This window comes from Streptomyces sp. NPDC028711 (assembly GCF_055565415.1).
This window is the reverse complement of the sequence record NZ_JBVHUJ010000013.1, coordinates 46,338-59,180: the sequence shown is the minus strand read 5'-3', so window position 1 is coordinate 59,180 and position 12,843 is coordinate 46,338. Positions and strand designations below refer to the sequence as shown.

General features: G+C 72.5%; 14 protein-coding genes and 1 tRNA gene. 7 read left to right on the top strand and 8 right to left on the bottom strand.

Annotated features, from left to right (window positions below; all coding sequences use genetic code 11):
* Positions 1-51: 51 nt before the first annotated feature.
* The 4 genes from rsrA to ACZ4VK_RS31630 form a co-directional block, all read right to left on the bottom strand.
* On the bottom strand, positions 52-399 hold the full coding sequence (rsrA, locus tag ACZ4VK_RS31645) for a mycothiol system anti-sigma-R factor (protein WP_468359663.1): 348 nt from the start codon (positions 397-399) through the stop codon (positions 52-54).
* The gene (locus ACZ4VK_RS31640; protein WP_030207302.1) at positions 396-1,052 is read right to left on the bottom strand and encodes a sigma-70 family RNA polymerase sigma factor; all 657 of its coding nucleotides are present in this window, start codon (positions 1,050-1,052) and stop codon (positions 396-398) included. The genes rsrA and ACZ4VK_RS31640 overlap by 4 nt, the downstream gene beginning before the upstream one ends.
* Before the next feature lie 252 nt (positions 1,053-1,304).
* On the bottom strand, positions 1,305-1,937 hold the full coding sequence (locus ACZ4VK_RS31635) for an alpha/beta hydrolase family protein (protein ID WP_468360185.1): 633 nt from the start codon (positions 1,935-1,937) through the stop codon (positions 1,305-1,307).
* Between the two features lie 68 nt (positions 1,938-2,005).
* The gene (locus ACZ4VK_RS31630) at positions 2,006-2,821 is read right to left on the bottom strand and encodes an SOS response-associated peptidase (protein WP_468359660.1); all 816 of its coding nucleotides are present in this window, start codon (positions 2,819-2,821) and stop codon (positions 2,006-2,008) included.
* A 49-nt stretch (positions 2,822-2,870) separates the two neighbouring features.
* On the opposite strand from ACZ4VK_RS31630, the gene ACZ4VK_RS31625 reads away from it, so the two are divergent.
* The 4 genes from ACZ4VK_RS31625 to ACZ4VK_RS31610 all read left to right on the top strand — a co-directional run bounded on the left by ACZ4VK_RS31625 (position 2,871) and on the right by ACZ4VK_RS31610 (position 6,376).
* Positions 2,871-3,566, top strand: coding sequence for a M50 family metallopeptidase (locus tag ACZ4VK_RS31625; protein WP_468359657.1), 696 nt, complete (start codon positions 2,871-2,873; stop codon positions 3,564-3,566).
* A gap of 21 nt (positions 3,567-3,587) precedes the next feature.
* Positions 3,588-4,943, top strand: a complete 1,356-nt coding sequence (gene aroA, locus ACZ4VK_RS31620; RefSeq protein ID WP_468359654.1) for a 3-phosphoshikimate 1-carboxyvinyltransferase — start codon at positions 3,588-3,590, stop codon at positions 4,941-4,943.
* Positions 4,944-4,946: 3 nt separating this feature from the next.
* Complete coding sequence (gene rsgA, locus ACZ4VK_RS31615) at positions 4,947-5,960, top strand: ribosome small subunit-dependent GTPase A (RefSeq protein WP_468359651.1); 1,014 nt, start codon at positions 4,947-4,949, stop codon at positions 5,958-5,960.
* A 92-nt stretch (positions 5,961-6,052) separates the two neighbouring features.
* The gene (locus tag ACZ4VK_RS31610) at positions 6,053-6,376 is read left to right on the top strand and encodes a DMT family transporter (RefSeq protein ID WP_468359649.1); all 324 of its coding nucleotides are present in this window, start codon (positions 6,053-6,055) and stop codon (positions 6,374-6,376) included.
* Here the strand turns inward: ACZ4VK_RS31610 and ACZ4VK_RS31605 are convergent.
* The gene (locus ACZ4VK_RS31605; protein WP_468359646.1) at positions 6,268-6,921 is read right to left on the bottom strand and encodes a TetR/AcrR family transcriptional regulator; all 654 of its coding nucleotides are present in this window, start codon (positions 6,919-6,921) and stop codon (positions 6,268-6,270) included. The genes ACZ4VK_RS31610 and ACZ4VK_RS31605 overlap by 109 nt on opposite strands.
* A 116-nt stretch (positions 6,922-7,037) precedes the next feature.
* Between ACZ4VK_RS31605 and hisN the strand changes: the two genes are divergently transcribed.
* Both hisN and ACZ4VK_RS31595 read left to right on the top strand, forming a co-directional pair.
* Positions 7,038-7,847: a histidinol-phosphatase gene (hisN, locus tag ACZ4VK_RS31600; protein WP_468359643.1), complete on the top strand. Its 810-nt coding sequence runs from the start codon at positions 7,038-7,040 to the stop codon at positions 7,845-7,847.
* A gap of 139 nt (positions 7,848-7,986) precedes the next feature.
* A complete protein-coding gene (locus ACZ4VK_RS31595; protein ID WP_468359640.1) occupies positions 7,987-8,376 on the top strand; it encodes a CBS domain-containing protein in 390 nt (129 codons plus the stop codon).
* Between the two features lie 76 nt (positions 8,377-8,452).
* Here the strand turns inward: ACZ4VK_RS31595 and ACZ4VK_RS31590 are convergent, their stop codons facing one another.
* Positions 8,453-9,922 (bottom strand): catalase, encoded by a 1,470-nt coding sequence (locus ACZ4VK_RS31590; RefSeq protein WP_468359637.1) that lies wholly within the window; start codon positions 9,920-9,922, stop codon positions 8,453-8,455.
* A 148-nt stretch (positions 9,923-10,070) separates the two neighbouring features.
* Here ACZ4VK_RS31590 and ACZ4VK_RS31585 point away from each other — a divergent pair, with 148 nt between their 5' ends.
* Positions 10,071-10,490 (top strand): Fur family transcriptional regulator, encoded by a 420-nt coding sequence (locus ACZ4VK_RS31585; RefSeq protein WP_468359634.1) that lies wholly within the window; start codon positions 10,071-10,073, stop codon positions 10,488-10,490.
* A gap of 168 nt (positions 10,491-10,658) precedes the next feature.
* Here ACZ4VK_RS31585 and ACZ4VK_RS31580 read toward each other — a convergent pair.
* A tRNA-Met gene (locus ACZ4VK_RS31580) sits at positions 10,659-10,732 on the bottom strand.
* 72 nt (positions 10,733-10,804) lie between these two features.
* Positions 10,805-12,769: a tetratricopeptide repeat protein gene (locus ACZ4VK_RS31575; RefSeq protein WP_468359631.1), complete on the bottom strand. Its 1,965-nt coding sequence runs from the start codon at positions 12,767-12,769 to the stop codon at positions 10,805-10,807.
* Positions 12,770-12,843: the final 74 nt, after the last annotated feature.

Below are 12,843 nucleotides of genomic sequence, written 5' to 3'. Positions count from 1 at the left end.
GAGGCCGCCGCGTTCGTGCCGCGACGGCCTCGTTCCCTCTGCCGGAGGGGTCTACTCCTGGGGAGCCGGAGTCTGGGCCTGAGCCTGCGCGGGCGCCGGCGTCGTCGGCACGGTCACCGTGATGTCCTGCTCGGGCACCGCGTGCCCGGAGCGGATGAGGTCGATCCGGCCCATGACCTTGGCGCGCAGGTCGGTGGGGACGTCGTCACTGCCGCAGCAGCGCTTGACGAGCTTCTTCACCGCCTGCTCGAGTCCGTACTTCTCCAGGCACGGGGAGCACTCCTCGAAGTGCACCTCGAACTTGTTGCAGTCGCTGTCGGGCATCTCATGGTCGAGGAACTCGTAGAGATGATCCAGGACCTCTGAGCAATCCGTCTCGTGCGGCTCTCCGCAGCTCATGAGCCCGAGCCTTTCAGATCGTTCGACGACTCTCCGGCGCCCGCGGGTACCAGCCCGCGGTCGCGGGCGTAGTCCTCGAGCATGCCGCGCAGCTGGCGGCGGCCCCGGTGCAGTCGGGACATCACCGTACCGATGGGTGTCCCCATGATGTCCGCGATCTCCTTGTACGCAAAGCCCTCGACATCGGCGAGATAGACGGCGATGCGGAACTCCTCGGGAATCGCCTGGAGCGCTTCCTTGACGTCGGAGTCCGGGAGGTGGTCGAGGGCCTGCGACTCGGCGGAGCGCAGTCCGGTCGACATGTGCGACTCGGCGCGGGCGAGCTGCCAGTCCTCGATCTCCTCGGCGGCGCTGCGCTGGGGCTCGCGCTGCTTCTTGCGGTACGAGTTGATGAAGGTGTTCGTGAGGATGCGGTACAGCCACGCCTTGAGGTTCGTGCCCTCGCGGAACTGGTGGAAGGATCCGTACGCCTTGGCGTAGGTCTCCTGCACCAGGTCCTCCGCGTCCGCGGGGTTGCGCGTCATGCGCAGCGCGGCCGAGTACATCTGGTCGAGGTAGCCGAGGGCGTCCCGCTCGAAGCGCGCGTTGCGCTCCTCGGTCGTCTCCTCGGGGCCGTCGTCGGTCCCTGTGTCGGTCCCAGTGACCGGACCCACCTCCTCCAGCGCGGCGGCGAGCCCGAGGGCGGACCCGCTCGTTTCGGAGGATAGACGAGGAACCGCTCCGCCCGCCGCCCGAATCTGGGCACCCTTGGGGGCGGGCAGCACTGTCCAGTCGAGGTCAGCGCCCTGCGCACGCTCCGGGCAGATGGTCGAACCCATACGACGGACACCTCTTCCTTTGCTCTCACACCGACGCTCTGTGACAACAGCGGTCACGGGCTCGACATTCCCGGTACGGCGAGCGGTTCAGCGCAGGCCGGTGATCCACGCGGTGACGCCGTCCACGAGGGCGGCGAGGGCCTCGTCCTGGCCGAGGGCCGCGCGCCTGGGCACGGCGAAGCCGTGGTCGCCGCCCGGTACCTCGACGAGCTCGTACGGGCCGTCCGGGAACTCGTCGGGCCGACCGAAGGGGTCGTTGCCGCCCTGGACGACGAGCGTCGGCAGTCCGGTGCCGAGGAGCTCGTCGGCGCGGGACTTCTCCGGCTTGCCCGGAGGGTGCAGCGGGAAGCTCAGGGCGAGGACGGCGAGGGCGCCGAGCTCCCGGCCGGTGCGGCAGGCGACGCGGGCGCCGGCGCTGCGGCCGCCGGCGATCACGGGGAGGCCGGGCCGCGCGAGGGCGGGCCAGAGGCCGCGCCAGCCGGTGTCCAGGGTCTTCGGCGCGGGCGCGACCTTCTTGCCGGCGACCCGCCAGGGCTGCTCGACGAGGGCGACGGTCACGCCCCGCGCGGGCAGCGCGCCGGCCAGGGCCTGGAGGTCGCGGGCCTCGACGCCGCCGCCGGCTCCGTGGCCGAGGGCGAGGACGGCCCAGGGCTTCGTCCCCTCGCACCAGGTGACGCGGGCCTCGCCGGCGTCGGTGGAAACGGTCTCGTACTGTGTCACGTCGGTCACGGACCCATCCTGCCGCGATCGCACCCGGGACGGCGGTTTCGGAACAGCGCCCCGCCCGGTCAGAACAGCGTCGCGATCTCCGGGCCCTCCAGTTCCTTCAGCAGCTCGGGCCCGTTGTTACGGACGTTGCTGACCGCGGTCGCCACCGGGTAGGCCCGCATCAGTCCCCCGGGCGGCGGGGCGAGCAGTCCGCGCAGTTCCTCCGGTTCGGTGCGCGCCGGGTCGAGCCAGGCGTCCCAGCGTTCCTCGGTGAGCATCAGCGGCATCCGGGGGTGGATGTCGGCGAGCGAGTGCGGGCCCTCGGCCGGGGAGACGCCGAGCGGCCCGGTCTCCGCCTCGGTGGTGATCACGGAGCAGGTCACCCACCACGCGGAGGGGTGGTTGTCGGGGAGGGTCCGGTCGCGCCAGAACTCGTAGAGCCCGGCCATCGCGAAGACGGAGCCGTCGGCCGGGGTCACGAAGTACGGCTGCTTCCTGGGCCGCTTCTTCTTCCCCTCGACCTCCAGGTCGCGCTCCCCCGCCCCGGTGACCCACTCGTAGTAGCCGTCGGCGGGCAGGATGCACCGGCGGGCGGCGAAGGCCCGCTTGAAGGAGGGCTTCTCGTCCAGGGTCTCCGCGCGCGCGTTGATCATGCGGGCGGCGCCCTCCGGCGACTTCGCCCAGGACGGTACGAGGCCCCACTTCAGCGCGCGCAGCTGGCGAACCGGACGGGGTGATCCGGCGTCCTTCAGAGGACGCTCCAGAACGGCCCAGACCTCTTTGGTGGGGGCCACGTTCCAGTCGGGGGCCAGGGTCTCCTCCGGCTCCCACTTCTCCACGCCGAAGACGTCGACGAGGTCCTCGGGCCGCCGACTCGCTGCATACCGTCCGCACATACGTGCCAGACTGCCACGATCCCCGACCCCCCGAGGAGCGGCCCGAACGATGGACCTCTCGCTGGACCTCTTCAGCCCGCAGGACGCCCCGGCCGAGTGGCTGGTGATCGCCACCGGTGTCGCCGCGCTCGCCGTCACCGTGCCCCGCCGCGTCTGGCTGCTCGCCCGCAACGCGATCACCATCGCCCACGAGGGCGGCCACGGGCTCCTCGCCCTCGCGACCGGGCGGCGCCTCGAAGCGATCCGGCTGCACTCGGACACCAGCGGTCTCACCGTGAGCCGGGGCCGCCCGACCGGGCTCGGAGTGGTCCTCACCCTGGCCGCCGGCTATCCCGCGGGCCCGCTGCTCGGCCTCGGCGGCGCCGCCCTGCTCGGCGTCCACCGGGTCACCCTGCTGCTGTGGGTCGCGACCGCCCTGCTCCTCGCGATGCTGGTGATGGTCCGCAACGCGTACGGGGTCCTCACCGTCGTCCTGACGGGCGCGACCTTCCTCCTCGTCTCCTGGCTGACCGCCCCCGAGGTCCAGTCGGTCTTCGCCTACGCGGTGGTGTGGTTCCTGCTCCTCGGCGGCGTCCGGCCGGTCTTCGAGCTCCAGTCGAAACGGCGCCGCGGTGGTGCCCCCGACTCGGACGCGGACCAGCTGTCGCGGCTCACCCATGTGCCCGCCGGCGTGTGGCTGTTCTTCTTCCACGCGGTGTCGATCTCGGCCCTGATCGGCGGCGGTCGCTGGCTCCTGGGCTACTGACTCCCCCGTACAGTGAGTTCCATGACCGCAGCTGCTTCCGCGCACACCGACCCGTCCACCGACCTCTGGCCCGCTCCGTACGCCCGCGGCGCCGTCGACGCGACCGTCACCGTGCCCGGCTCGAAGTCGGTCACCAACCGGGCCCTCGTCCTCGCCGCGCTGGCCTCCGAGCCCGGCTGGGTGCGCCGCCCGCTGCGCTCCCGTGACACCCTCCTGATGGCCGAGGCGCTCCGTTCCCTCGGCGTGCGGATCGACGAGACCGTGTCGTCCAGCTCCTCCGTCGGGGGCGGCCCCGAGGACTCCGGCGAGGCCTGGCGGATCATCCCGTCCCCGCCGCACGGCCCCGCGACCGTCGACGTCGGCAACGCCGGCACGGTCATGCGCTTCCTGCCCCCGGTCGCGGCGCTCGCCGACGGCCCGGTGCGCTTCGACGGCGACCCGCGGTCCCACGAGCGCCCGCTGCACGGCGTGATCGACGCGCTGCGCGCGCTCGGCGCCCGTATCGACGACGACGGCCGGGGCGCGCTGCCCCTGACCGTGCACGGCGCCGGCGGTCTGGACGGCGGCACGGTCGAGATCGACGCCTCCTCGTCCTCCCAGTTCGTCAGCGCGCTGCTGCTTTCCGGTGCCCGCTTCAACCAGGGCGTCGAGGTGCGGCACGTGGGGACGCGGCTTCCCTCGCTGCCGCACATCCGGATGACCGTCGACATGCTGCGCGCGGTCGGTGCCCAGGTCGACGAGCCGGAGCACGGCGGCGCGCCGGACGTGTGGCGGGTGTCGCCGTCGGCGCTGCGCGGCCGGGACCTGGTCGTGGAGCCCGACCTGTCGAACGCGCAGCCGTTCCTGGCGGCCGCCCTGGTGACCGGTGGCCGGGTGACGGTCCCGGACTGGCCCGCGCGGACCACCCAGCCCGGTGACGCGCTGCGGGAGATCTTCACCGAGATGGGTGGTTCCTGCGAGCTGACCGACGCGGGTCTGACGTTCACCGGCACGGGCCGGATCCACGGCATCGACGTGGACCTGGGCGAGGTCGGTGAGCTGACGCCGGGCATCGCTGCGGTCGCGGCCCTCGCCGACTCGCCTTCCACGCTGCGCGGGGTCGCTCATCTGCGGCTGCACGAGACGGACCGGCTCGCGGCGCTCACCAAGGAGATCAACGAGCTCGGCGGTGACGTCACCGAGACCGAGGACGGTCTCCACATCCGCCCGCGCCCGCTGCACGGCGGCGTCTTCCACACGTACCACGACCACCGCATGGCGACGGCCGGCGCGATCATCGGCCTCGCGGTCGAGGGCGTCGAGATCGAGGACGTGGCGACGACGGCGAAGACCTTGCCCGACTTCCCGACGATGTGGACCGAAATGCTCGGGGTCTGAACCATGCGGCGTTACGGCAAGCACACCGACGAGGACGACATCCGCCAGCGGCCCAACCGCAAGGGCACCCGTCCCCGGACGACCCTCCGCCCGAAGCACGAGGACGCCGTCGAGGGCATGGTCCTCACCGTGGACCGCGGCCGGCTGACCTGTCTGGTCGACGACCGGTTCGTGACGGCGATGAAGGCGCGCGAGCTGGGCCGCAAGGCCGCCGTGGTCGGCGACCGGGTCTCGATCGTCGGCGATCTGTCGGGCGAGAAGGACACCCTGGCCCGGATCGTGCGGATCGGTGAGCGCAGCTCGGTACTGCGCCGAACGGCCGATGACGACGACCCGTACGAGCGGGTGGTCGTCGCCAACGCGGACCAGCTGGCGATCGTCACCGCGCTCGCCGACCCGGAGCCGCGCCCCCGGCTGATCGACCGCTGCCTGGTCGCCGCGTACGACGGCGGGCTCACCCCGCTGCTCGTCCTCACGAAGTCGGACCTGGCGCCGCCGGACGCGCTCCTGGAGATGTACGGCGCGCTCGGTGTGCCGTACGTGGTGACGACCCGCGACGAGTTCGTCGACGGGGTGGCTGCCGAGCGGGTGCACGAGCACCTGAAGGGGCGGACGACCGCGTTCGTCGGGCACTCCGGTGTCGGCAAGACGACGCTGGTCAACGCCCTGGTGCCGGCGGACCGGCGGCGGACCACGGGCGTGGTCAACGCGGTCACGGGCCGCGGTCGGCACACCACCACCTCGGCGCTCGCGCTGCCGCTGAACGACAAGGAGGGCGGCTGGGTCATCGACACCCCGGGCGTGCGCTCCTTCGGCCTGCACCACGTCGATCCGTCCCGGGTGATCCTGGCGTTCCCCGATCTCGTGCCGGGTACGGAGGGCTGCCCGCGCGCGTGCGGCCACGACGAGCCGGACTGCGCGCTCGACGCGTGGGTGGCGGAGGGGCACGCCGATCCGGCGCGGCTCGAATCGCTGCGGCGGCTCCTCTCGACGCGGGAGCGACGCGAGGGCGACTGAGTCGTCCGCGTTTACGGCCGACCGCGACCGGTAAGTGCATAATCGCACCAAGTGCGACGAAGCAGTCACCGACGGCGTGGGAGGCACTGACGATGGCGTGGCTGCTGGTGGTGGTCGCAGGCTTCCTGGAGACCGGTTTCGCGGTCTGTCTGAAGCTCTCGCACGGATTCACCCGGTTGTGGCCGACGATCGCCTTCGCGATCTTCGCCATGGGGAGCTTCGGCCTCCTCACGCTCGCGCTGCGGAAGCTCGACGTGGGTCCGGCGTACGCGGTGTGGACGGGGATCGGCGCGGCCGGGACGGCGATCTACGGCATGGTCTTCCTCGGCGACCTGGTCTCCACGCTCAAGATCATCTCGATCAGCCTGGTGATCCTCGGAGTCATCGGACTCCAGCTCTCCGGCTCCTCGCACTGACCGTCGGTCCCCGCCCGCGGGTCGTACGGGACGGCGGGGGCCACGACATGGCTGAGGGCGAGCCGGACGGCGAGTTCGCAGCCCGCCGCCCACCGTTCGCCCGCGCAGGCCGCGGTCGCCGCCACCAGCTCGCCCGGCGCGGGCGGGCCCTCGTCGGCGCGGCGCTGGGCGGGTACGGCCGCCGGGCGGGCGCCGGGTCTGGCGGGCCGGGGCGCCGGGAGGCGCGCGTCCCAGGCGCCGGTGAGCAGGGCCCGGAGGACGGGCCGTGTGGCGGCCCTGGTCACGATCCACTCGGCGACGGCGATCAGGTTCCGCTCGGGCGGTGCCGGGGCGGCGAGCAGCTCCCGGACGCCCTGGAGATAGGCGTCGGCCTCCCGCCGTACCAGGGCGCGGGCGAGCCCCTCCTTGCTGCCGAACTCGTTGTAGAGGGTCTGCCGGGAGACCCGGGCGGCCGCGGCGAGGTCGGCCATCCGCACGGCGGACCAGGGCCGGTGCGCGAGCGCGGCGAGGGCGGCGTCGAGCAGGGCCTCGCGGGCGGTCGCCATCGGCACCTCCGGGAGGGAACGGTTCTCCGCCCAGCGTCGGCAGCCGTTCACGCCCTGTCAAGGGCGCCGGTGGACGGTTCTCCGGTCGGGGTTCGCACGGGGATAGAGTGCCGACCATGGCCGATTACCACGATGATCTGCGTCTCGCCCACGTCCTCGCGGATGCCGCCGACGCGGCCACCATGGACCGTTTCCAGGCGCTCGACCTCAAGGTCGAGACGAAGCCGGACATGACTCCGGTGAGCGAGGCCGACAAGGCGGCCGAGGAGCTGATCCGGGGACAGCTCCAGCGGGCCAGGCCGCGGGACGCGATCCTGGGCGAGGAGTACGGCGTGGAGGGCTCGGGCCCGCGCCGCTGGGTGATCGACCCGATCGACGGCACGAAGAACTATGTGCGCGGGGTGCCGGTCTGGGCGACCCTGATCGCGCTGATGGAGGCCGGCGAGACCGGCTTCCAGCCGGTGGTCGGCGTGGTGTCGGCCCCGGCGCTCGGCCGGCGCTGGTGGGCGGCGAAGGGCCTGGGGGCGTACACCGGGCGCAGTCTGGCCTCGGCGACCCGGATCGGGGTCTCGAAGGTCGCCTCCCTCGAGGACGCCTCCTTCGCGTACTCCTCGCTGAGCGGCTGGGAGGAGCAGGGCCGGCTCGAGGGTTTCCTGGACCTCACGCGCGCGTGCTGGCGGACCCGGGCGTACGGCGACTTCTGGCCGTACATGATGGTCGCCGAGGGTTCCGTGGACATCTGCGCGGAGCCGGAGCTCTCGCTGTGGGACATGGCCGCGGTGGCGGTCGTGGTGCAGGAGGCCGGCGGTACGTACACGGGGCTCGACGGCCGGCACGGCCCGCACAGCGGCAACGCGGCCGCGTCGAACGGGCTGCTCCACGGTGAGCTGCTGAGCTACCTCAACCAGGAGAACGCGGAGGGCTGAGCGCCGCCGACACCACCGGGGCGCGCCTCGCGCGCCCCCTTGTCAGACCCCGCGCGCGGTGCCACGCTCAGCATCATTCCCCTTGTGAACTTGTGAACCGATTCCCATGGGGCGGTTCACCAAGGAGGTGGCTCCGTCCATGCTCGTTCGTGACGCCATGAGTTCGGTCGTCCTCACCATCGGCCCGGCCCACACCCTCCGGCAGGCGGCCCGGCTGATGTCGGCGCGCCGCGTCGGCGCCGCCGTCGTCCTCGACACCGACGCCGGCGGGCTCGGCATCCTCACCGAGCGCGACATCCTCAACTCCCTCGCCGTCGACCAGGATCCCGACGTCGAGACGGCGGGCTCCCACACCACCCGCGACGTCGTCTTCGCCGCGCCCACCTGGACCCTCTCGGAGGCGGCCGAGGCCATGACCCACGGCGGCTTCCGCCACCTCGTCGTCCTCGACGACCGGGGGCCCGTCGGCATCGTCTCCGTACGCGACATCATCCGCTGCTGGATCCCGGCGCACAGCGTGGCCGGCTGAGGCGCCCGCGCGGGCACGCGGAAGCGGGCCGGATCCCGTACGGAAATCCGGCCCGCTCCCCCTACGGCAAGCGCCCTCAGCCGCGCAGGGCCTGGACCGCGGCCTCCAGCCGCTTGCCGAAGTCACCGTCCGCCTGGCGGAAGTTGTTGATGGCCCGCTCGGCGATGTCGTCACGCGAGACCTTGGCGATGAAGCCCGCCAGGTTCTCGACGAGACGGCCCTTCTCGTCCTCCGACATCAGGCGGTAGAGGTTGCCCGCCTGCACGAAGTCGTTGTCCTCGGAGTGGATCGGCGCCGCCTGGTCGCCGGTGACGCCGGTGACCGGGAGCGGCTGCCACAGCGGACGGTCCGTCTGGAACGGGCCGCCGAAGCTGTTCGGCTCGTAGTTCTTCGCGCCCTTGTGGCGGCCGTCGTAGAGGAAGCCGTCACGGGAGTTGGTGCGCGCCTCGGTGGCGTGCGGGCGGTTCACCGGCAGGTGGTCGGCGTTGATGCCGACGCGGTAGCGGTGGGCGTCGCCGTAGGCGAAGAGCCGGCCCTGGAGCATCTTGTCCGGGGACGGGCCGATGCCGGGCACGAAGTGCGCCGGGCTGAAGATGGACTGCTCGACCTCGGCGAAGACGTTCTCCGGGTTGCGGTTGAGCTCCAGCTTGCCGATCTCGATCGGCGGGTAGTCCTCGTGCGGCCACACCTTGGTGAGGTCGAACGGGTTGAAGCGGTAGTTCGCCGCGTCGGCCGCGGGCATGATCTGGACCTGCACGGTCCAGGTCGGGAAGTCGCCGCGCTCGATGGCCTCGCGCAGGTCGCGCTGGTGCGAGTCCGGGTCCTCGCCGGCGAGGCGGTTGGCCTCGGCCTGGGTGAGGTTCTTGATGCCCTGGTCGGTCTTGAAGTGGTACTTGACCCAGAAGACCTCGCCGGCCTCGTTGTTCCACTGGAACGTGTGCGAGCCGTAGCCGTTCATGTGGCGGTACGAGGCGGGGATGCCGCGGTCGCCGAAGAGCCAGGTCACCTGGTGGGTCGACTCCGGGGAGAGGCCCCAGAAGTCCCAGACGTTGTCCGCCTCCTGCGAGCCCGTGTACGGGTCGCGCTTCTGGGTGTGGATGAAGTCGGGGAACTTGATGGCGTCCTTGATGAAGAACACCGGGGTGTTGTTGCCGACGAGGTCGTAGTTGCCCTCTTCGGTGTAGAACTTCAGCGCCCAGCCGCGGGGGTCGCGCACCGCGTCCGCCGCGCCGAGGTTGCCCGCGACGGTGGAGAAGCGCAGGAAGGTCTCGGTCTCCTTGCCGACCTCGGAGAGGAACGCGGCACGCGTCCACTGCGAGACGTCACGGGTGAGCGTGAAGGTGCCGTAGGCGCCCGCACCGCGGGCGTGGACCACGCGCTCCGGGATGCGCTCACGGTTGAAGTGGGCGAGCTTCTCGAGGAGGAGCTGGTCCTGCACGAGGACCGGACCGCCGACGCCCGCCGTCTCGCTGTTCTGGTTGTCGGCGACCGGCGCGCCGGCCTCCGTGGTGAGCGGTCCCTGCGTCACGTGCGCCTCCTGCGTCATTCCTGCGTGTCCTGTCCTTCGGCCGAGCCCGGTGGGCCTCTTGGCCGATGCCGTTTCAGATCCTACGATAGACATTGTCTAAGTCAAGTGAACTTCCAAAGTCACACCCGTTCGGGATCAAGGTCCCGCGACTGTTAGGCTGGCCCTCATGAGTGACCTGTTGGAACGACTGCGCGGACGCGGCTGGCGGATGACCGCGCAGCGGCGTGTCGTGGCCGAGGTCCTCGACGGGGACCATGTGCACCTGACCGCCGACGAGGTCCACGCGCGCGCCGTGTCGCGACTGCCCGAGATCTCGCGTGCGACCGTCTACAACACGCTGGGCGAGATGGTCACCCTCGGCGAGGTCATGGAGGTCGCGACCGACGGACGCGCCAAGCGGTACGACCCCAACGCCCACCGGCCGCACCAGCACCTCGTCTGCGGGCGCTGCGGCGCGATCCGCGACGTCCACCCGGGCGGCGACCCGCTGGCGGACCTGCCGGACACCGAGCGCTTCGGTTTCACGATCTCGAACGTCGAGGTCACGTACCGGGGCATCTGCCCGAGCTGCGCGACGACCGCCTGAGCGACGACCGCCTGAGCGACAGACACAGAAAGCCCCCGCCGGTGCGGGGGCTTTCTGCGTGGTTGCGGCGTTGCGCGAGGGAAGAGCACATTCCCTGGAACAACGACGGAACAACGACGAAGGCCCGGATCCGATCGGAATCGGATCCGGGCCTTCGTTGCTACTGAGTAGCGGGGACAGGATTTGAACCTGCGACCTCTGGGTTATGAGCCCAGCGAGCTACCGAGCTGCTCCACCCCGCGTCGGTAAACCTGACTCTACGGGACCCCCGTCACCAGCGCAAATCCGTTAACGCGGGGGGTGCGGCGGACGCGCTACGCCGTCAGCTCCTGGTGCAGCGCCTCGCTCAGCCGGGCCGCCCGCTCGGCGACCTCCGCCGGCCCGAGCTCCACCGCGCGGGCACACCAGCGGCGCCCCTCGGTGAGCTCCCCGCGGCGCGCCGCGAGCAGCGCGAGCCGGAGGGCGGCGCGGCCGTGCCCGGCCCGGGCGGCCCTGGTCCACCAGAGGGCGGCCTCCCGCTCACTGCCCTCGCGGGCGAGGAGCAGCCCCAGGTTGAAGGCGCCGTTGCGGCTGCCCGCCTCCGCCGCCTCCCGGTACCAGCGGTCGGCCTCCGCCAGGTCGCCGCGCCCGGCGGCGAGCATGCCGACCCGCACCTGGGCACGCCGGTGCCCCTGCTGGGCGGCCCGCTCGTACCACTCCTCGCACTCGGTCTTCTCCTCCCGGGACGCGCCGAGGACGGCGGGGCCGGGGTCGGGGCGACGCGCGTCGAGCACCGAGGCGAGCCGGAAGGCGGCCTCGGCGCTGCCGCCGCCGGCCGCGCAGCGCAGGTGCCGCTCGGCGGTCCGCTCGTCGCCGTCGCGGAGGGCTGCGATGCCGACCTGGAGGGCGGCCTCGGTGTGCCCCGCGGCGGCGGCCCGCTCGTACCAGACGAGGGCCGTACGGTCGTCGTCACGGCCGGCGTGGAGGATCCCCAGGTTGAAGGCGGCGTCCACGCTGCCCGCCTCGGCGGCCTTGGAGAACCAGGGCTCCGCGCCGTTGGCGTCGCCTGCCTGGAGGAGCAGCACGGCGAGCGCGTTGGCGGCCTCGCGGTGGCCCGCGTAGGCGGCGCGCCGGTACCACTGCTCGGCCTGCGGGATGCGGTCCTGGGCGGCACAGAGCAGCCCGAGGTTGTACGCGCCGTTCACGTCGCCCGCGTCCATGGCGGCCCGGTACCAGCGCTCGGCGGTCTGCTGCTCGCCCCTGGCGGCGTGCAGGGCGCCGAGGGCGTTGGCGGCATTGCCGTCGCCGTCCTGGGCGGCCCGCAGCCACCACACGGCGGCGCTCTCCTCGTCGCCCGCGTCGCGGAGCAGGAAGCCGAGCGCGCAGGCGGCCTTGGCCTCGCCCTCCTTGGCGGAGCTGAGGTACCAGCGGCCGGCCTCCTTGAGCTCGCCCCGCTGCTCCAGGATCGCGCCGAGGTGCAGCGCGGCCCGCCGGTGGCCGCGCGCGGCGGCCTGCCGGAACCACTGCTCGGCCTCGGTCGGCTCTCCCCCGGGCTCGCCGACGGCACGCCCGGCAGCGGCGCCCGTGGCGCTCGCGCCGGTGGGCACGAGGGCGCCCGTGCCGGGCACCCTGAGCCGGGTGCCGGTGTCGTGGGGTCCGCGGGTCGTCTCGGTGGCGCGGCGCTCCAGGGCGAGGGCGAGCCGGTACGCGGCCTCGCGGTGGCCCTGTTCGGCGGCGGCGCGCAGCCAGCGCTCGGCGCCGACGTCGCTGCGGTGCTCCAGGAGGTCGGCGAGGGCGTACGCGCCGAGGGCGTGGCCCTGCTCGGCGGCCTGGCGCAGCCAGTACTCGGCGGCCGGCTCGTCGCCGCGCTCGCGGTGGTGGCGGCCGAGGGCGTGGGCGGCGGGCGCGGAGCCCGCGACGGCGGCGACCCGCCACCAGCCGGCGGCCTCCTCGGTGTACCCGCGCTGGTGCAGCAGGACCCCGAGGTTGTTGGCGGCGGCCCGGTCGCCCTCGGCGGTGGCGCCGCGCAGATAGGGCTCGGCGCCGTCGAGGTCTCCGCGGCGCAGCAGCAGCGCGCCGAGGGCGCTCATCGAGGCGAGGTCGCCGTGCTCGGCGGCCCGTCGGTGGCGGGCCTCGCTCTCGGTCTCGTTCTCGGTGTCGGCATCGGTCTCGGCGGTGGTGTCGACGGCCGCATCGACGGCCCCTACTGCCTCGATGATCTCGTCCGCGGCGTTCCTGGCGTGCCGCTGCACAAACCGCCCTGTCTCCAACAGAGTTGCCCTGTCCCCCATAAATACCATCGTCGCACCACCCGCAACCCGAGCACACCTGGTATACCGCAGCCAGTGAGGTCACTCAGCGTTTTGTCGACATG

Bases quoted from the DNA above. Each gene is read 5' to 3' on its own strand.
- rsrA (WP_468359663.1), bottom strand. From the start codon at position 399: ATGAGCTGCGGAGAGCCGCACGAGACGGATTGCTCAGAGGTCCTGGAT.
- ACZ4VK_RS31630 (WP_468359660.1), bottom strand. From the start codon at position 2,821: ATGTGCGGACGGTATGCAGCGAGTCGGCGGCCCGAGGACCTCGTCGAC.
- ACZ4VK_RS31625 (WP_468359657.1), top strand. From the start codon at position 2,871: ATGGACCTCTCGCTGGACCTCTTCAGCCCGCAGGACGCCCCGGCCGAG.
- aroA (WP_468359654.1), top strand. From the start codon at position 3,588: ATGACCGCAGCTGCTTCCGCGCACACCGACCCGTCCACCGACCTCTGG.
- rsgA (WP_468359651.1), top strand. From the start codon at position 4,947: ATGCGGCGTTACGGCAAGCACACCGACGAGGACGACATCCGCCAGCGG.
- ACZ4VK_RS31610 (WP_468359649.1), top strand. From the start codon at position 6,053: ATGGCGTGGCTGCTGGTGGTGGTCGCAGGCTTCCTGGAGACCGGTTTC.
- ACZ4VK_RS31605 (WP_468359646.1), bottom strand. From the start codon at position 6,921: ATGGCGACCGCCCGCGAGGCCCTGCTCGACGCCGCCCTCGCCGCGCTC.
- hisN (WP_468359643.1), top strand. From the start codon at position 7,038: ATGGCCGATTACCACGATGATCTGCGTCTCGCCCACGTCCTCGCGGAT.
- ACZ4VK_RS31595 (WP_468359640.1), top strand. From the start codon at position 7,987: ATGCTCGTTCGTGACGCCATGAGTTCGGTCGTCCTCACCATCGGCCCG.
- ACZ4VK_RS31590 (WP_468359637.1), bottom strand. From the start codon at position 9,922: ATGACGCAGGAGGCGCACGTGACGCAGGGACCGCTCACCACGGAGGCC.
- ACZ4VK_RS31585 (WP_468359634.1), top strand. From the start codon at position 10,071: ATGAGTGACCTGTTGGAACGACTGCGCGGACGCGGCTGGCGGATGACC.
- ACZ4VK_RS31575 (WP_468359631.1), bottom strand. From the start codon at position 12,769: ATGGTATTTATGGGGGACAGGGCAACTCTGTTGGAGACAGGGCGGTTT.